The 16,730-nt window shown below is 45.0% G+C and carries 23 protein-coding genes, 5 pseudogenes and 1 riboswitch; of the genes and pseudogenes, 22 read left to right on the forward strand and 6 right to left on the reverse strand.

All coding sequences use genetic code 11. The annotated features are described in order from the left end of the window. Positions 1-18 precede the first annotated feature (18 nt). The 7 genes and pseudogenes from cbiB to MMY81_RS04350 all read left to right on the forward strand — a co-directional run bounded on the left by cbiB (position 19) and on the right by MMY81_RS04350 (position 5,878). Positions 19-987, forward strand: a complete 969-nt coding sequence (cbiB, locus tag MMY81_RS04320; protein WP_252311775.1) for an adenosylcobinamide-phosphate synthase CbiB — start codon at positions 19-21, stop codon at positions 985-987. Then, positions 974-2,056, forward strand: a complete 1,083-nt coding sequence (locus MMY81_RS04325; protein WP_252311776.1) for a pyridoxal phosphate-dependent aminotransferase — start codon at positions 974-976, stop codon at positions 2,054-2,056. The genes cbiB and MMY81_RS04325 overlap by 14 nt, the downstream gene beginning before the upstream one ends. Then, a complete protein-coding gene (locus MMY81_RS04330) occupies positions 2,050-2,586 on the forward strand; it encodes a bifunctional adenosylcobinamide kinase/adenosylcobinamide-phosphate guanylyltransferase (RefSeq protein WP_252311777.1) in 537 nt (178 codons plus the stop codon). The genes MMY81_RS04325 and MMY81_RS04330 overlap by 7 nt, the downstream gene beginning before the upstream one ends. Then, positions 2,583-4,078 (forward strand): annotated as a pseudogene (locus MMY81_RS04335) (cobyric acid synthase). The gene MMY81_RS04330 and the pseudogene MMY81_RS04335 overlap by 4 nt, the downstream one beginning before the upstream one ends. Then, complete coding sequence (locus tag MMY81_RS04340; protein WP_252311778.1) at positions 4,068-4,856, forward strand: adenosylcobinamide-GDP ribazoletransferase; 789 nt, start codon at positions 4,068-4,070, stop codon at positions 4,854-4,856. The pseudogene MMY81_RS04335 and the gene MMY81_RS04340 overlap by 11 nt, the downstream one beginning before the upstream one ends. Positions 4,857-4,875: 19 nt before the next feature. Next, on the forward strand, positions 4,876-5,094 hold the full coding sequence (locus MMY81_RS04345; RefSeq protein ID WP_252311779.1) for a hypothetical protein: 219 nt from the start codon (positions 4,876-4,878) through the stop codon (positions 5,092-5,094). Between the two features lie 208 nt (positions 5,095-5,302). Then, a pseudogene (locus tag MMY81_RS04350) lies at positions 5,303-5,878 on the forward strand (cob(I)yrinic acid a,c-diamide adenosyltransferase). 330 nt (positions 5,879-6,208) lie between these two features. On the opposite strand, the gene serA reads toward MMY81_RS04350, so the two are convergent. Further along, positions 6,209-7,831 carry a phosphoglycerate dehydrogenase gene (gene serA, locus MMY81_RS04355; protein WP_120193282.1) on the reverse strand — a complete coding sequence of 541 codons (1,623 nt, stop codon included), beginning with the start codon at positions 7,829-7,831 and terminating at the stop codon, positions 6,209-6,211. 326 nt (positions 7,832-8,157) lie between these two features. Next, the gene (locus MMY81_RS04360; RefSeq protein ID WP_252311780.1) at positions 8,158-8,406 is read right to left on the reverse strand and encodes a ferredoxin; all 249 of its coding nucleotides are present in this window, start codon (positions 8,404-8,406) and stop codon (positions 8,158-8,160) included. A 175-nt stretch (positions 8,407-8,581) separates the two neighbouring features. On the opposite strand from MMY81_RS04360, the gene MMY81_RS04365 reads away from it, so the two are divergent. From MMY81_RS04365 to MMY81_RS33270, 8 genes and pseudogenes are all read left to right on the forward strand, one after another. Continuing rightward, the gene (locus MMY81_RS04365) at positions 8,582-9,454 is read left to right on the forward strand and encodes a YpbB family protein (protein ID WP_252311781.1); all 873 of its coding nucleotides are present in this window, start codon (positions 8,582-8,584) and stop codon (positions 9,452-9,454) included. Next, complete coding sequence (locus MMY81_RS34955; protein WP_374561329.1) at positions 9,393-9,611, forward strand: helix-turn-helix domain-containing protein; 219 nt, start codon at positions 9,393-9,395, stop codon at positions 9,609-9,611. The genes MMY81_RS04365 and MMY81_RS34955 overlap by 62 nt, the downstream gene beginning before the upstream one ends. Positions 9,612-9,745: 134 nt before the next feature. Next, a complete protein-coding gene (locus tag MMY81_RS34960) occupies positions 9,746-9,877 on the forward strand; it encodes a DEAD/DEAH box helicase (protein WP_374561332.1) in 132 nt (43 codons plus the stop codon). 58 nt (positions 9,878-9,935) lie between these two features. Further along, a pseudogene (locus MMY81_RS34965) lies at positions 9,936-10,178 on the forward strand (RecQ family ATP-dependent DNA helicase); the annotation flags it as partial. A gap of 106 nt (positions 10,179-10,284) precedes the next feature. Beyond that, positions 10,285-10,716: a helicase-related protein gene (locus tag MMY81_RS04375; protein ID WP_374561433.1), complete on the forward strand. Its 432-nt coding sequence runs from the start codon at positions 10,285-10,287 to the stop codon at positions 10,714-10,716. A gap of 170 nt (positions 10,717-10,886) precedes the next feature. Beyond that, a pseudogene (locus MMY81_RS04380) lies at positions 10,887-11,138 on the forward strand (RecQ family zinc-binding domain-containing protein); the annotation flags it as partial. After that, positions 11,138-11,284, forward strand: a complete 147-nt coding sequence (locus tag MMY81_RS04385) for a hypothetical protein (RefSeq protein ID WP_252311785.1) — start codon at positions 11,138-11,140, stop codon at positions 11,282-11,284. The pseudogene MMY81_RS04380 and the gene MMY81_RS04385, both read left to right, overlap by 1 nt. 74 nt (positions 11,285-11,358) lie before the next feature. After that, positions 11,359-11,484 (forward strand): hypothetical protein, encoded by a 126-nt coding sequence (locus MMY81_RS33270; protein ID WP_256497855.1) that lies wholly within the window; start codon positions 11,359-11,361, stop codon positions 11,482-11,484. Here the strand turns inward: MMY81_RS33270 and MMY81_RS04390 are convergent. Next, positions 11,481-11,675, reverse strand: a complete 195-nt coding sequence (locus tag MMY81_RS04390; RefSeq protein WP_252311786.1) for a hypothetical protein — start codon at positions 11,673-11,675, stop codon at positions 11,481-11,483. The genes MMY81_RS33270 and MMY81_RS04390 overlap by 4 nt on opposite strands. 216 nt (positions 11,676-11,891) lie before the next feature. Between MMY81_RS04390 and MMY81_RS04395 the strand changes: the two genes are divergently transcribed. The 5 genes and pseudogenes from MMY81_RS04395 to MMY81_RS04410 all read left to right on the forward strand — a co-directional run bounded on the left by MMY81_RS04395 (position 11,892) and on the right by MMY81_RS04410 (position 14,588). Further along, positions 11,892-12,242, forward strand: coding sequence for a metallophosphoesterase (locus tag MMY81_RS04395; protein WP_252311787.1), 351 nt, complete (start codon positions 11,892-11,894; stop codon positions 12,240-12,242). Positions 12,243-12,424: 182 nt separating this feature from the next. Next, on the forward strand, positions 12,425-12,631 hold the full coding sequence (locus MMY81_RS04400; protein WP_252311788.1) for a hypothetical protein: 207 nt from the start codon (positions 12,425-12,427) through the stop codon (positions 12,629-12,631). Positions 12,632-12,657: 26 nt separating this feature from the next. Continuing rightward, positions 12,658-12,981 (forward strand): MerR family transcriptional regulator, encoded by a 324-nt coding sequence (locus MMY81_RS04405; RefSeq protein WP_252311789.1) that lies wholly within the window; start codon positions 12,658-12,660, stop codon positions 12,979-12,981. Continuing rightward, complete coding sequence (locus MMY81_RS34970) at positions 12,920-13,153, forward strand: B12-binding domain-containing protein (RefSeq protein ID WP_374561338.1); 234 nt, start codon at positions 12,920-12,922, stop codon at positions 13,151-13,153. Before MMY81_RS04405 ends, MMY81_RS34970 begins: the two co-directional genes overlap by 62 nt. A gap of 444 nt (positions 13,154-13,597) precedes the next feature. Next, a pseudogene (locus MMY81_RS04410) lies at positions 13,598-14,588 on the forward strand (YpdA family putative bacillithiol disulfide reductase). A 50-nt stretch (positions 14,589-14,638) separates the two neighbouring features. Here the strand turns inward: MMY81_RS04410 and MMY81_RS33795 are convergent. The 3 genes from MMY81_RS33795 to MMY81_RS33805 all read right to left on the reverse strand — a co-directional run bounded on the left by MMY81_RS33795 (position 14,639) and on the right by MMY81_RS33805 (position 15,564). After that, positions 14,639-14,920 (reverse strand): L-asparaginase family protein, encoded by a 282-nt coding sequence (locus MMY81_RS33795; RefSeq protein WP_308215217.1) that lies wholly within the window; start codon positions 14,918-14,920, stop codon positions 14,639-14,641. 198 nt (positions 14,921-15,118) lie between these two features. Beyond that, positions 15,119-15,346, reverse strand: coding sequence for an asparaginase domain-containing protein (locus tag MMY81_RS33800; protein ID WP_308215229.1), 228 nt, complete (start codon positions 15,344-15,346; stop codon positions 15,119-15,121). Further along, a complete protein-coding gene (locus MMY81_RS33805) occupies positions 15,343-15,564 on the reverse strand; it encodes an asparaginase domain-containing protein (RefSeq protein WP_308215218.1) in 222 nt (73 codons plus the stop codon). The genes MMY81_RS33800 and MMY81_RS33805 overlap by 4 nt, the downstream gene beginning before the upstream one ends. Positions 15,565-15,631: 67 nt before the next feature. Here MMY81_RS33805 and prsW point away from each other — a divergent pair, with 67 nt between their 5' ends. Both prsW and MMY81_RS04425 read left to right on the forward strand, forming a co-directional pair. Beyond that, positions 15,632-16,297 (forward strand): glutamic-type intramembrane protease PrsW, encoded by a 666-nt coding sequence (gene prsW / locus MMY81_RS04420; RefSeq protein ID WP_252311790.1) that lies wholly within the window; start codon positions 15,632-15,634, stop codon positions 16,295-16,297. A gap of 7 nt (positions 16,298-16,304) precedes the next feature. Continuing rightward, positions 16,305-16,469 (forward strand): hypothetical protein, encoded by a 165-nt coding sequence (locus tag MMY81_RS04425; protein WP_252311791.1) that lies wholly within the window; start codon positions 16,305-16,307, stop codon positions 16,467-16,469. An 81-nt stretch (positions 16,470-16,550) separates the two neighbouring features. Next, positions 16,551-16,657: riboswitch (SAM riboswitch) on the forward strand. The last annotated feature ends 73 nt before the right edge of the window (positions 16,658-16,730 follow it).

Consider the following 16,730-nt stretch of genomic DNA (forward strand, 5'->3'; position numbering starts at 1 on the left):
AAAGAGGCTTTTAACGTTATGATAGTAGTCTTCCATTTAACGGCGGTGACCGCTGCCTATTTGCTTGACCAGCTGTTTGGTGATCCGCATAAAGGCTGGCATCCCGTTATTATAATGGGAAAAGTCCTTTCTTTACTGGATAAGCATGGAAACAGGGGATCTGAGCAGACGAAAAAAATAAAAGGAATCGTATGTATTTATATCGCAGCTTTAAGTTTAACAGCGGGGGCTTTTGCCATGACCAGTCTATCATATGCTCTGGCCCCGACAGCAGGCGTTGCATTGGAAGCTGTAATTATATGGCTGATGATAGGCGGAAGAAGCATGAAGCGTTCGGCAGCAGACATCCATCAGGAACTGGCCAAAGGCAATCTGGAAAAAGCAAGGCTGTTAACGTCTTACATTGTGTCCAGAGATACATCGGCTATGACGGAAAAAGAGATGTCCCGTTCTGTCGTAGAGAGTACAGGAGAAAATGCTTCCGACAGCGTAACGGCCCCGCTCTTTTATGCACTGTTGGGCGGCGCTCCTCTTGCTGTTTTTTATCGCTTTTTTAATACAGCAGATGCGATGATTGGCTATAAAACAGAAAAACATGCTTCTTTTGGCTTTGGTGCCGCAAAAACAGATGATCTCCTGAATTTACTGCCTGCCCGGCTGACCGCTGTTCTTATGGGATTCAGTTCATTGTGGCTGCAGAGACAGACGCTTCTAAAAACATGGAAAGATACGGTCGAACACGCCCGGCTGCACGAAAGTCCAAACGCAGGTTTTGGAGAATCAGCAATGTCTGCGGTATTGTTTACAAAGCTGGGCGGCCCTGCTGTATATCACGGCAGAGTAAAGGAACGCCCTTATCTTGGAATAGGAACACTGCCGTTGAACAAAGAAAGAATCAAAGAGAGTATTTTTGTATGGGACATAACCATTCTGCTTTTTCTTACAGCAGCCTGGATAGGGGGAGGAATTTACCTTGGATTGGCCTGAACATGGTGCGATGCCTGACGCCTTTATGAAAAAAATAAATCAGCCGGTTCCTGAAAGCATGACAGATTTCAGCGTGAACACAAATCCGCTTGGCCCGCCGGCAGCTCTTCTGGCAGAACTGCCCGGGTGGGCTGTCGACGTTAAACACTACCCGGATTACCGCTATGAAGAACTGATAAAAGATCTGGCTGCCTGGAACAGAGTGGAAGAAACCTGTATTCATCCGGGTAATGGAGCTTCTGAGCTCATTTATATTACTGCGTCTTTATTTGCGGAAAAGAAAGCCTTAATTATTGAACCGGCCTTTTCCGAATACCGGAAAGCCCTGGAAGCATACAGGTGCGAGGTGCAGAGCTTTTTAACGACAGAGGAGGACAGCTGGGAGGTCGATCTTTCTGCTTTTTATCAGGCTCTGGATGAGGTAGAGTCTGTCTGGATCTGTAACCCGAATAATCCAACCGGCACCGCCCAGAGCAGACAGACGATGGCTGCAATGATAAATGCATGTGAAGAACGCGGCATCTATTTGATTATTGATGAAGCCTTTTTTGATTTTCAGGCTGATCCGGTAACATACGGCACGGAGGCTGCCCGGTTAAACGGTCATGTAATTGTTATCCGCTCTTTAACCAAGATGTATGCTGTACCGGGAATCCGCGCCGGGTATGCGTTAGCGCCGCCGTTGTTTGTAGAGAAAATGCAGGAGAGAACACCGTCCTGGAACATTGGTTCTACTGCAGAAAAAGCAATGCGCTTCGCTGCTTCGCTTGAGCCTTTCAGGCAGAAGACAGCTCAATTTATTCAAACAGAACGCTCCAGGCTGCTGCCTTTATTAAAAGAGGCCGGCTTCACCGTAAGTCCAAGTAATGTAAATTATTATCTCATCCGCCGTTCCGACGAGGGACCGATGCTTCCAGTACTGAAAAAGGCAGCGGAGTATGGGTTTATGCTTCGTCATACGTATTCGTTTCAAGGTCTGGAGGGAAACTATATACGTATCGCTGTGAAACAAAAAGCAGACAATGACCGGCTGGTACATATGCTCAGGGAGGTTATACCCCTATGTTAATTTTTATCGAAGGCGGAGCGAAAAGCGGAAAAACGTCGTTCGCTGAACATTTTATTCAACAAAGACAGGGAAACAGAAAAGTATACCTGGCTGCGGCTGACCCGCAGGATGCAGAAATGATCCGTCGTATCAACAGTCATCAATGCAAAAGGCAAAACGCACGGGAGCAGTGGGTAACAATCGAGCAGCCATTTGATTTAATGCAGTGTATAGAGCAGGTACAGGCGGGAGATCATGTTCTGCTCGACTGCCTGACCACCTGGCTCAGCAATGAGATGTTTTCATCAGGCAGCTGGCATGTGCAGACGGGGCCGGCTTTAATGTTGGAGGCTTTGTTAAACCTACAGAAAAAAACTGCCACCCTTTTAGTAGTCAGCAGTGATATAAGTCATCAATCGGCAGGGCATCCGGATATGATACAGTTTTTGAAAGTGCAGGGACGGCTGTCCAGCCAAATTGTAAAAAGAGCGGATCTGGCCGGGATGGTCAATTACGGCTGCCTGCGTCCGATGAAAGGAGAATGGCAATGAAAGGATTAATTGTGTGGGGAACTACATCTGATGCCGGAAAAAGCTATATCGTTACGGCACTATGCAGGGCACTGGCCAACCGGGGATACTACGTGGCTCCTTTCAAAGGACAGAACATGTCCAATAATTCCTATATTACTAAAGAAGGTCGTGAAATTGGCCGCTCGCAGGGGCTTCAGGCAGAGGCATGCCGGACGGAAGCTACGGTGGACATGAATCCAGTGCTGCTCAAGCCAAGAAGTGACCGAAAAGCAGAAGTGATCATTCAGGGAATCTCTTCGGGAAGTCCGGAAGCCGGGGATTACCGAAAAAAATATATGAGCCTGGCGAAAGAGGCTATCCAATTGTCGCTGAAACGTCTGGAAAAAGAATATGACTTTATTATTATGGAAGGTGCCGGAAGTCCGGTGGAAATTAATTTGATGGATACAGATCTGGCCAATTTGTATACGGCTGAAACAGCCGGTGTCCCTGCTTTATTGGTTGCGGATATCGAAAGAGGAGGCGTATTTGCCCAGTTGTACGGCACGGAGAAGCTGCTGCCCTCCGATCATCGGGAAAGGCTGGCGGGGATTATTGTTAATCGCTTCCGGGGGGACCCTGCCCTTTTTACTGACGGAGTAAAATGGATAGAAGAAAACGTGTCTCCGGTCCTCGGAGTACTTCCTAAACTTGATGTTGCCATGGAACGGGAAGATTCGCTTTCTTTAAATCGATTAACCGAAAATAACACGTCAACGTCTGTCATTGATCTGGCAGTTATTGCGCTTCCTTATATTTCAAATTATACCGACGTCGAGCCCTTTACAGCAGAACCTGATGTATCGATTCGGTTTGTACACACAGCAGAGGACTTTGGGGACCCTGACGCGGTTATCATTCCCGGTACCAGAAGTACGATCCTTGATCTTCATCATCTAGAACGAAGCGGTACAGCAGCCCTCTTAAAAAGATATATTAATAGCGGAGGTACAGTTGCAGGTATCTGTGGAGGGCTGCAGATGCTGGGGAGGAATTGATAGACGAAGAAGGAAATGATAGTGGAAAGCCAGGTACGAGGGCAGCAGGTCTCGGTATTCTTCCATTGGTGACCTCATTTGAAGCTGAGAAGACGACCAGACGCTGGAGTGGAAGGCAGGAAGAGAACGAGCCGATTCACGGATATGAAATTCATACCGGGCGTTCCAGCATTACATACTCAGCAGAAGTCGTACCGCTGTTTTATTCCAACAGTGGAGGAAAGCCGGAGGGGGTTGTAAGTCATAATGGCAGAATTACGGGCACTTATCTTCATCATGTGTTTCATAACGATGAATGGCGCAGCCGCTGGCTGAACCGGGTGCGAAAGCACAAAAACCTTCCCGGACTTGCTGTCGTATACTATGAAAGAGAAAAAGATCAGCGCCTGGATGAGCTCGCCGCAACGTTTGAACGGCATATTAATGTAGATGATTTGATTGATTTAATGGAAAACACAGCCGATGATAAATAATATAAAGAATTCTTATAAAGGACTGCTTCTCGCTTTCGGATTTTTAACGGTTCTTCCGGTTCCGAGAACCGTTGACTGGACGCCTGATACGATGCGTCGGGCACTGCATCATTTTCCGCTGTGCGGCACTCTGGCCGCTTCGCTGGCAGCAGTTATCGCAATGGTGTCATTAAGCTTAGAGCTTCCGGTTTACGCTGTAGGTTTTCTGGTGCTCATGGCTTTTGTAGTTGTGTCGGGCGGTCTTCATCTGGACGGGTGGATGGATGTGAGCGATGCTGTGCTTTCCTGGAAACCGAGGGAAGAAAAGCTGGCAGTAATGAAGGATCCTCTGGTAGGATCCGGTGCCGTATGGACGACAATCCTGCTGCTGGGCGGTAAATATACGGCGATTGTAACAATGCTTGATACCTCCATGGTTTTTTTCTTTACCGCCTTGTTTGCGGTTCCGGTGCTTTCAAGAGCAGGAATGGGTGTCGTTGTCAGCAGAGGAAAACTGCTGTCGAGTACCGGTCTGGCAGCTTCTTTTCAACAAAGTGGAAGGCCATCTGATATACGCTGGCTGGCGGGTATAACTATTTTATCCCTGCTGCCTGCTTTATATTTTTCCTTATCCCTTACGATAAGTCTGGCAGCCGTTTCCATGATCTGCACCTTGGCATTGTACCGTTTCTTCGTGCACAGGCTTGGAGGCGTAAACGGGGACACGGCGGGGGCTTCTTTAGAAGGGACAGAAGCTGTACTTTGGTGGTCTGCTGCAGTGTTGGCAGTGATACTATAGTAAAGGGGGAAAGACAGAAGTGGATTTTATAGTAGGCGGCACAGCTAACGGAAAAAAAGAGTGGGCGATGCGTCATTATCAAGAGAAGCCGATTCTGTTATGGCATTCTTTTTTTAAAGCAGATATATCAGGCTGTGTTCTTCCAACCGGTCAAAATGGGATATTGGTTATAGAAGCATTTGATGAAGCGGTAAAAAAAACATCTGGATCAGCCGGAAAATCTTCAACACTGGTATAAAACGATATGGAATTGGGAAAATGAGTATCAGGACAGAAAGCTTGCCATTATAGGAGCGGATATTAACAAAGGAATCGTCCCGATCGAAAAAAAAGACAGACAGCTGCGCGATGAGGTAGGCTTATGGTATCAACAGTTTATGAAAGAAGCGGTGCAGGTGTATGAAGTCTGGTACGGCCTGTCCGTAAAATGGAAAGGATGAGATAAAATGAAACTTTATACGAGAAGCGGAGATAAAGGAACGACGGGAATTATCGGGGGACGTCGGATAAGGACCATATTCGTGTAGAAGCCTACGGTACCTGCGATGAGCTCAATTCATTTGTAGGACGTGCGGTGGCACTGCTTGACGATGAGCTGTTCCCGGACATGAAAAGTGAACTGATCCGTATTCAGCACGAATTGTTCGACTGTGGAAGCGATCTTGCCAACGTAAAAGAGGATGCAGAATTTAAAGTGACTCCGGAAATGGTGACGGCGCTTGAAGAGCATATAGACGAGTATATTCCACAGGCTCCTGAGCTGCAGCGTTTTATTCTGCCGGGTGGTTCGATTGCAGCAGCGGAAATGCACATTCTCCGCACGGTGACGCGCAGAACAGAACGCCTTACAGCGGCGCTTATGAAAGAAGAACCTATTAATGAACATGTATTTAAATATTTGAACAGGCTCTCTGACTATTTTTGCAGCAGCACGCGTAGTCAATGCCAGAGAAAAAGTAGCAGATATTGAATATGAAAGGAGTGCAATTGTATTCAAAGGTTCACGCAAGAAAAAGCAGTAGTCGACCAGTTTTTTTAAAAATGAAGTATATTCAACGTACGATAAAAAAAGCAGAGGCGGCGGCCTCTGCTTTTTCAGGCTGTTAAAAAACAAAAATAAGTATTTTTATACAAAATCTTGTACAGGGGTGCTTTCCGCAGGCCATGCCTCAGCTAAAGAAGAAAAACCGCTTCTTTATCTTCATCTATGGCTGTTCTGCAGGAGTCACCCCCTGTTTATTTTTTTGTTTTCAGAAAAGTCTTTAAAATTTTCGAGATTATGCATGGATATACAAGATGGAATAGTTTATCGATAATCTTAAAAAGCAGAGGCGGCGGCCTCTGCTTTTTGTTTATACTTCTATTTTGTCTGCCATAATAATTTCTTCAATGGAGGTTAAGTCGTCCAGAACATTCTGGTTAGGCTCTTTATCAACAGCGAGCATCATAATAGCTTCTCCGCCCTCCTGGCGGCGGCCTACCTGCATAGTAGCAATGTTTACATTATGCTTTCCGAGAAGCTGTCCCATTTTACCAATTACGCCGGGACGGTCGGTATGCTGAATGTATATCAAGTGGCCGGTTGGATAGAAGTCGACGTTAAAGTCATTAATGCGGACAATACGTGGACCGTAGGCTTTCACGTATGTTCCATAAATAGCGAATTTTTTTCCTTCCCCTTTTACCGTAGCTTTAATGAGGTTGGAATAGCCGGAATCGTCGGAACGATGCTTTTCCCCATAAGTGATGCCGCGTTCTTTAGCGATAATCGTAGCATTTACGTCATTAACAGGTGCATCTACGCGGGAGCTTAGGAATCCGGCAATAAGTGATCTTGTAAGAACACTCGTTTCAAGATCGGTTACATCGCCGCTGTAGTGAACATCAATATCCTGTACAGGTGTTTTCATGCTCTGGGAAAGAATATTCCCCATTTTTCTGGACAGCTCATAGTAAGGCTGAAGCGTGTCGAAGATTTCCTTGGACATGGTCGGCAGGTTAATGGAATTGAGTGCCGGCATGCCGTTTAAAAACTGCAGGACTTCTTCTGATACCTGGGACGCTACATTAAGCTGGGCTTCTTTTGTGCTTGCAGCAATGTGAGGTGTAGCAACTACCTGTTCAAAAGCAAGAAGTGGATTTTCATTAGCCGGTTCTTCTTCGAATACGTCCAGAGCTGCTCCTGCTACGTGGCCGCTTTCCAGGTTATTATACAGTGCTTTTTCATCAATAATGCCGCCGCGTGCGCAGTTGATAAGAAATACGCCGGGTTTTGTTTTTTTAATATTTTCTTCTCCAAGAAGGCCTTTTGTATCCTTCGTCAGGGGAGTGTGGACCGTTAGAATATCCGACGCACCGAGAATGGCGTCCAGGTCAGCAAGCTCTACACCCATTTTCTCAGCACGTTCTTTCGTGAGAAACGGGTCGTATACAAGCACGTTGATATCAAAGCTGTGAGCGCGCTTAGACAATTCAGAACCAATACGTCCAAAACCAATAATCCCAAGCGTTTTTCCTCTTAGTTCAGAACCTTGAAAAGCTTTTCTGTCCCATTTTTTATTTTTTATAGAAGCATTTGCCTGCGGAATCTTCCGGGCAAGGGAAATAATCATCGCAAAAGTATGTTCAGCTGTAGAAATCGTATTACCATCAGGGGCATTTACGACAACGATGCCGCGCTTTGTGGCTTCTTCAATTTCAATGTTGTCGACACCGACACCGGCACGCGCTACAATCTTTAAATTAGTCATCTGGTCCATTAATTCTGCTGTTACGGTTGTGCTGCTGCGGACCAGCAGGGCATCATAGCTGTGCAGGTCAGACGTTTCTTCAATCGTCTGCTGTACACATTCCACCTGGCTGTTGTCCAGTAAAGGAGCAAGTCCTTCGCTGCTCATTGCATCAGAAACCAGAATGCGGTAATGTCCTTTAGCAGATGCTGTCTGCTGATCTTCAGTTGTAGATTGTTGTATCATAGTGCTCTCCACTCTCCCTCAATCTATTTTCTCTAAATATATATAGAAAGCTTCCGCCCGCACGAATTCATCGTGAGAGGCAGAAGCTTTCGTGATACTACCCTCATTACAGGAATCAGGTGACCTTATACATAAAAATGGAAATAGTATATCAGCACCAGACTCTGTCGGAAAGAATACGGGCAAGCAGGTGTTCTCTTCAAAAGGACATTTGTCTTTCAGTTGATTGCAATGTATCACACCTTCACATAGGTGTCAATTTGGCATATATAGAATAAAGCCGTTATAAATGAAAAATCCCTGCTTCTTCACAGGGATTCAACAAATTAATCGAATTTAAGCGCGTCGCCGTCGAAGGTTTCATCCGCGATCTTAATAGAATCGGTCGGACAGCCTTCAAATGCGTCCAGCATATCTTCTTCAAGATCTTCAGGAACTGCTGTAATGCCTTTGTTGTCGTCAAGGATTACTTCCGCCAGCCCTTCATCATCGTAGTCATAAATATCAGGAGCAGCAGCACCACAGGCGCCGCAGGCGATGCATGTATCTTTATCAACGATTGTAAACTTAGCCATTTTCGATAACCTCCTACTTCTTTAATCAAGTAAACATATTAATAGGGCTCTTCATAAGAACCCAAACGTCTATTTCATATTGTATTCTTTCATGGTAAACTTTTCAACAGTTAAAGACGTTAATTTTCTAAAATTACGCAGGGCAATCACGCGATAACAAGGGGGAAACCCGCGCATGGAATGGAATTTCAGGCGACATCTTATCCTTCATGTGTTAGTGAAACTTGAGGGAGACAGAACGCCGGGTGCGGTTTATCATATACTTACAGGCAAAAAAAGTTCCCAGTCCATCCAGGATATGAAATGGTACGGGTTGACGGAATGGTATGGAGCTTTTCCTAAGCTTACTATGGAAATGTTTCAAAACGATCTAACTCTTTTTCGTCAGAATGGGCTCCTGCTGCCATCTGCTGATTTTATCAAAGTACCGGATACAGCAAAAGAAATGGATAAAGATTTTTGGTCGGTGTATATACGGCCTGTTTTGTATAATCAATGGAAGTATGGAGCGGCGGCAGGCGTTTTCTGGGAACGGCTCGCTCTGCTTGTGCAGTGTTTATCGTTTTCCCTTGCAGGCTCCGGCCATTTTATTCCCGTAACGAAAGAAAAAGCCGTACTGCAATGGCTTAAAACGATATGGCCTTCGGGCAGAGAAGCGAAAATCCAGCTGGCAGATACCCTGCACGTTGAACTGAACAGTCTTCTGGACAGTTTCAAAACAGAAGATGCTGCTATTTTAGTAAATAAACTGGGCGGCTCTGCCAAAACCGGCCTTACCTATTCACAGATAGCTGGAGCGCTCGGACGGGAAGAAGAAGAAATCATCTATAGGTTTAACGGAATTCTTCACTTTATAATAGAAGTACTGCAGCAGAATTCATCTTCCTTTCCACTGCTGGCCGGCCTGCTGCCGTCTGTTGAGTCTTCCATCCGCCTGACGAAAACGGCTGCTGAGACAAAAAGGCTTCTCGATAAAGGCTGGTCTTTTGAAAAGATCAGCCGGTTTCGCCGTTTTAAAACAGAGTACTATCGAAGATCATATCATTGAAATTGCTTCGGAAAGCAGTTCTTTTCCACTTTTTGATTATGTGCCGGCTGCATACGCGGAAAAAATAAGAGCGGTTTCAAACACTCTGCAGACGAGAAAAATGAAAGAGCTGAAGATCAATTTCCCGATGAAATCACTTATTTTCATATACGATTAACGCTTGCTTATTATGGAGGGAAAACAGATGAATCTTCAATATGAGCTGAAGAAGCATTTTGGTTATGATTCTTTTCGAAACAGCCAGGAAACGATTATTCGGTCTCTTCTTCAAAAAGAAGATTACTTGCCATTATGGCTACCGGCTCGGGAAAGTCAGTCTGCTATCAGCTTCCGGCCTATTTGCAGCCCGGTCTTACTGTAGTTGTTTCGCCGCTGCTGTCGTTAATGGAAACCAAATGCAGGAAATGCAGCAAAAGCAGATGAAACAGGTGGACATGTATAATAGTTTTTTAAGCTTTTCTGAAAAAGAAAACGTGTTAAGAAACCTGTCTGCATAAAAATACTGTTTATTTCTCCGGAAAGCCTGCAGCTTGATAAAGTAAAGCGGGCTCTCGGCACTGTGACTGTTCCCTCGGCTGTAGATGAGGCGCACTGTATTTCACAGTGGGGCCATGAATTTAGAACGGATTACCTGAAAATAAAAGAAATACGTAAAGATATCGGCAGTCCGACTGTACTGGCAGTCACAGCCACAGCTGCTCGAGCGTACAGGAAGACATCGTAAGTCAGCTGGAAATGAAAGAACCGATTATTGTAAAGAATCTACGAATCGTCCCAACATATCCATCCATGTAAAAAAAACAAATTCAGATGAAGAAAAAAATAATGAGCTGCTGCGGACTATTAATCATTCACCTGACCCTGGCATGGTTTATTTTTCGAGCCGGGCAGCAGCAGAACAAATGAGTGCCTTTCTGGAAGTTCATACGAATAAACGCGTATCCGCCTATCACGGAGGGATGCTCCAGGAAGATAGAATTCTCGTTCAGCAGCAGTTTCTACAGGATGAACTTGACGTAGTATGCTGTACCAATGCTTTTGGAATGGGAATAAATAAACCAGACGTTAGATACGTCATTCATTACCATTATCCTAAAGATCTTGAATCGTACGTTCAGGAAATCGGGAGAGCAGGAAGAGATGGAAAAAGAAGCAGCGCTCTTTTATTATATAAGAGGATGACATTTATCTGCCCCGGTTTTTTATCGAAATGGAATTTCCTGCAGAAGAGGAAATTGATTGGCTGTCTCCCATATAACTGAAGGCCCGGAGGTTTCTGAGGGCAGCCTGGAAGAGTCTGCAGTAAACAGAGGCTGGGAGGAAATCATATTCGTTTTTTTCTTCACTATTACAGAGAGTGGAAAAAGGGTCCGGGCGGACGCTGACGGACAAATAAAAGAAGTAAAGGAAAGACGGACAATCTGGAAGCAGCAAAAAGCTTCATAGTATGGAGGAGTGGCTGCAGGAATCAACCTGCCGGCGTGAGGCGCTGCTTCAATATTTTGGAGAAACGCTTCAGGTAAAGCCGGAACACTGCTGTGATTTATGCGAGGCGCACTGGGTGGCAGCCGACACTGCGCAGAAAAGGGAAAAACGAAAGGTATTTGAACTCTCCTGGAAAAAAAGGCTGGAAGATTTACTGCTGACCACGGAGTCCGGGAGTGCAAAAGGAGAGAAAGGCTAATGATGGAAGAGAAGCCTGGTAAACGTACGGAGAAAAAAAGACTGGAAAGAAAGGAAGAGGAAAGAAAAAAGCAGGAGCAGAAAAAGCAGGCGGAAAAGCAAAGCTGGAAAGAAAAAATCAAAAGAAACAAGAAAAAGAACGTTTAAAACAGGAGTGGAAGCAACAGGAAAAAACGAACCAGAATAATGAAATGCAGCCGGAAAAAGCTCCGATTCGGAGAATGGCTGCACGTAAACAGGAAAAAGAAGAAAACGCACCGGTGACGATGACGAACCTGTTATTTATTATTTTTCTGGGAATCGTTTTTCTTATTGTGATCAGCGCAGCTCTTATCATTAATATTTAAAATTGACGGGCTGCAGATTCCCCCTGATATTGTGGTGATAAGGCGCTTCGATCCTGATCTGTTAAAGGCGAGGATAAAATCAGGCCGATAAAACAGATAACAACCCCTGCTGCCATCAAAATAAATGGAATAAGCAGAGAGATCTTTCTGGCCAGAAAAAAGAGAAGCAGCACAAAACCAACAGCGAACATAAGTGTTCCTATAAAAATACAGCAAAATCCATAAGAGGTCTCCTTTCTATCATTGTTGCGTTGTTTACAGTATAACGAAAATCAGGCCGTTACAGGGATTCTAAAAGAAATGGTCACAATCCGTTCATGAGTTGAAAGTACAAGAAGTGGTTTATAATCACCGGTTAGAGGGAATGATAGGTAAAACAAATATGCTCTTATAAAAAGGACGATATTATGAAGTGGATAACCGTGGTCTTTTCAGCCGCGTCAGGCCTGCTGCTCTATATGAATTATGCTGCCCACCGGGCTGTAGTCAAGCAGGAACAAATTTTAATACGTGAACTCCCTGAGAGCTTTACAGGGAAGACCATCTTTTTTATTTCTGATATACATAGAAGAAAAATATCCAAGTCTTTAAGCAGGCAGGTTGCTGAAAAAGCGGATATTATTATAATAGGCGGAGATTTAAGAGAGAAAGGCGTGCCTTTTTCCAGAACTGATTACAATCTGCGCCTGCTGAAAAAAGAAGTACCTATGTTATTTGTATGGGGAAATCATGAATACAGGAGCGTTCCCTTGAATTAAAAAGCCTTCTGACAGCTCATCAAATAGAAATTCTGGATGGAGATATATTTACCTGGAAGGTACACAGCAGTAAACTCTGCATTGCCGGACTTAATGAAATGACCGGCGGCGCTGACAGTAGATGGACTAACGCTGAAATATTAGTTCCCATTATCCGAGTACTGCCGTAGAAGCAGCAGAGCATGCGGAGGCTTATTTTATGCTTACTGGTCATTCTCATGGAGGCAGATTCGTTTTGGTCCTGGGGCATACGTCCGCCCGGAGGCTGGAAACAGGCTGGCCGTTTAACCTATCTGGTCAGCTGTGGATATGGAACAACGCTTCTGCCGCTTCGCTTTGGAGCAAGAGCAGAAGCTCATTTTATTACGTTACTATCTGCGGAGAAGTGAAATAAACAGGCGCGGGGGGAAAAGAAATGGAACCTATGGAAGGCAAATACAACATAAAGGCTATTTCCAACATGTTAGGTATCCAGCCGGGCACGCTTCGTGCCTGGGAAAGAAGATATAATATTGTTCATCCGGAGAGAAACTCGGCCGGTCACCGCCTTTACACAGAGAAAGATGCAGCGGTTCTTAAATGGATTCTGGACAAAACGAGCAGCGGCTTTACTGTAAGTCAGGCGGTAGGACTTCTTGATAAGTTTGAAGAAGTAGACAGCATGGCAAGCCCACCCTATGGAAGTAGACCACACTTTCGCTTTAGCAGAAGAGATTCTTGGGCACCTGCTCCGCTTTAGAGAGGCAGAGGCGCAGGAGGCACTCAACAAAGCATTTTCTATGTTTACGCTGGAAAAGGTAACGACAGATATATTGGGGACTCTTTTAGTGAAAGTGGGAACTCTCTGGGAAATGGACCGGATTACCATTGCCATGAGCACTATATCACTTCCTTTCTGCGCACAAAAATAGGAAGTATCATGCACTCCTATAACGTGAAAGGATTTTTACCTAAAATCGTAACCGCCGCAGGTCCTAATGAAAACCACGAACTGGGTCTGCTCTTTTTCACACTGTATCTAAACGGAAGGGCTTTGAAGTCATTTATCTGGGTGTAGGCATTCCTGAAGAAGACCTGATCCAGGTAATGGAGGAAATAGACAGCAGCATTTTCTTTACCTCCTGTACGCTGCTCGAAACCTGGAGCCTTCCCTGGAATTTATTACAGAACTGGAGACGATGATCCTCATTTGAGCATTGGAATAGGAGGACATGCCGTTCAATACATGGATGTTGACAAAACCAAGGAATACAGCCGTTTTCTGGTCGGATCCGATGCTTCAGAATGGGATGAATGGATAAGTAACGTATTGTACAAAAAAATGGAAAACAGAAAGAATTAAAAGGGTGCAGATTATGAACAGAAAGACAGTAGTTATTGTAGGAGCAGGGCCGTGCGGAATAGCGGCGGCCATCGAATTAAAGCGCAGAGGAATGGATGCTGTTTTAATTGAAAAGCGCAATATTGTGGATGCTATTTACCAGTATCCCATTCACCAGGTTTTCTTTAGTACCAGCGAAAAGGCTGGAGGTTGGAAATCTTCCATTCACGTCAATAAATCGAAAACGCGACCGCCAGGAAGCACTCGTGTACTATAAACGAGTGGTCGACCAGGAAAATCTCCGTATTCATTCGTATGAAACGGTAGATTCTATCGAAAAGACGCAGGAAGGATTTCTTGTGTATTCTCATACGATGAACGGCGTGAAAAAACAGTATGAGCCGGCATATGTTATCATAGCGACCGGTTATTACGGACAGCCGAATAAGCTGGAAATCAAGGGGGGAACCTTCCTCACGTTTCTCATTACTTTAAAGAAGCTCACCCTTATTTCCGCAGGATGTCACGGTGATCGGCGGAAAAAATTCCGCCGTGGACGCGGCTCTGGCTCTGGAAAAAGCAGGGGCGTTTGTAACGGTTCTTTACAGGGGAAGTTCTTTTTCAGAACACGTAAAACCCTGGATACTCCGGATTTTAACGCGCTTGTAAGGCAGGAAAAAATCAGGCTTTTTCCGAAGCGGTCGTTACCTCCATTTCCGAGCAATCGGTAGAATATACGCAGTACGGTCAAAAACAAAGCCTGCCTGCAGATTTTGTTTTTGCAATGACCGGCTATCATCCCGATCATTCTTTTCTTGAACAGGCAGGAGTTTTAAAAGGGGAAGAAGGACGGCCTTATTTTGATCAGGATACAATGCGAAACAAACGTACCTGGACTTTATATTGCCGGAGTAATAGCGGCCGGGACAATGCCAATGAAATTTTTTATCGAAAACGGCAGGTGGCACGGAGAACAAATTGCCTCTCATATAAAAGAAAAAGAAAGCTGGCCTTCGTCATTATGACGGGCCAGCTTTCAAATGTATTGGTAAGATCTGTTCCGGTAATTCCTGCCTCAAGAGCGATCATTAATTTCAAGCCGCGCCTTCTGGCCATTCAGTCCGTTTGAGAAAATAACGCCTTTCTTTTTTAAGCTGCATGCCTCCGCCCTCGTATTCGTAAGTAGCCTGTACAATACCGCCTGTAACATCTTGATACAAGAACGACTGGGATATTGCGGGCAATAAGTGCTTCTACTGCCGCGAACAACAGCGGGGCAGATTGCCCTGGCGAATGCTTCAATGACGAGGCCGGAAGGAGAAGCTGATTCAAACAATTCAATTGTTTCTCTCTCCATTCGGCATACGCCTTAAGCAGAAACACCTTTTTAGTCAGAGAAGAGATGGAAAACTGCTCTCTGGCTGAGGGAGTATGGTGAAAAAGGATGCCGCGCCGTGTTACGAGTCCTATCGGTCCAAATTGAGGACTTTGGAATGTTGCCACATTGGAAGAGTGCGTTTTGTAACGTTGACTGCTGAATGCACCTCATCGTTCATTACGACGAGCACTCCTTTTTTCCCTCGCTTGTTCTGATGAGGCCGTTCTTTATAGCAGCGAGGAAATTGTAGGGACCGTCTGCTCCTAATTCATTGCTTGACCTCATAGCGCCCGTTAAAATAACAGGGATGGGGGAATGATGAAGAAGATCCAGAAAATAGGCTGTTTCCTCCAGAGTATCCGTGCCATGCGTAACTACGATACCATCATAGATGTTTTCAGCTATTTTTCGTTAATAAAAGATGATAGTTCAAACATATTTTCAGGCGTTATGTGCGGCGAGGGAAGATGAAAGAACGGGATAACCGTAATATCAGCAACCTGTTTTGCTTCTTCATGCCACTGATCAAGTGGGTTTTTCTCTCCTGGTGCTACACTGCCAGTCTGTTTGTCTTCTTTCATGGAGATCGTGCCTCCGGTATGTATCGTTAAAATCCGCTTCATTGAGGTGGCCTCTTTTCTATTTATAGTTAGTTGATCAAGTACAAAGCTGGAAAGGACGGATGCGTGAGTGTTTGCTATTATAACTGCGGCCCTGGCGCCTTCGGTCGCATTTTTAAGCTATTATTATTTAAAGCAGGAGACTCATTCGCGGTCTTTTCGTAAAACAGCCCGTTCCTTCCTGATCGGTATGCTGCTCGTTTTTCCAATTGTTACTGTGCAGTATGCACTTACAGAAGAAACCGGGACGGAGGCGTCTGTTTTTGTACAGTCCTTTTTGTATGCCGGGCTGCTTGAAGAATTCTTTAAATGGTTTATTCTCTGTGCCGCGGTTATTCCGTTTATCCGGGTACGCTCCGTTTACGATACGACTCTTTACGCTCTGGCTGTCGGGCTCGGTTTTGCGGCAGCGGAAAACATATTGTATCTGACAGCATATGGCGTGGATATAGCACTCGGAAGAGCATTCCTGCCGGTAGCAAGCCATGCTTTGTTTGCCTGTACTATGGGATATTATATAGGGAAAGCCTCATTTTTAAAAGGTACTGCACGGAAATTATTTTTGTCTTTGGCTCTGGTAGTCCCGTTCGTTTTACACGGCACGTACGATTTGCTATTATTAATCGACCGGCAGTACATAGTCTACTTCATTCTCCCATTAGGATTTCTTCTATGGTGGACAGCTGCTGAAAGGCTCAAAGCAGCAAATAGGTTTGAGCAGATGGAAGGAGAATAGACGGCTTATGATAGAGGAAAAGCGATATCGTGTCGTCATACGATGCCCGCAGTGCGGAGAAAAATTCGTTTTAAAAGGAAGCAGAAAAGAAGATGGGACGATTCAGACAGGTTTTGTCCGCTGCATCTGTGGAAACAGCAGCCGCTTATATGTAGATACGGCTCCTGAATAAATTCAACGAATTCGCACAATTTGATTGCAATTCGTACGGTAATCTTGTAAGGTTTTACTACACAACTATATAAATAAAGCTTTCTTATCCAGAGAGACGGAGGGATCAGGCCCTATGAAGTCTCAGCAACCAGCCTAAACAGGTCAGGTGCTAAATCCGCCGGGCAGCAGATGCCCGAGAGATAAGAAGAGGTGCTCTTATAAAACGCAGACCTTCTTCTTACTTTTAGAGGAAGGTCTTTTAGCGGAATGATAAATCAGG

This window comes from Sinobaca sp. H24, assembly GCF_023845525.1.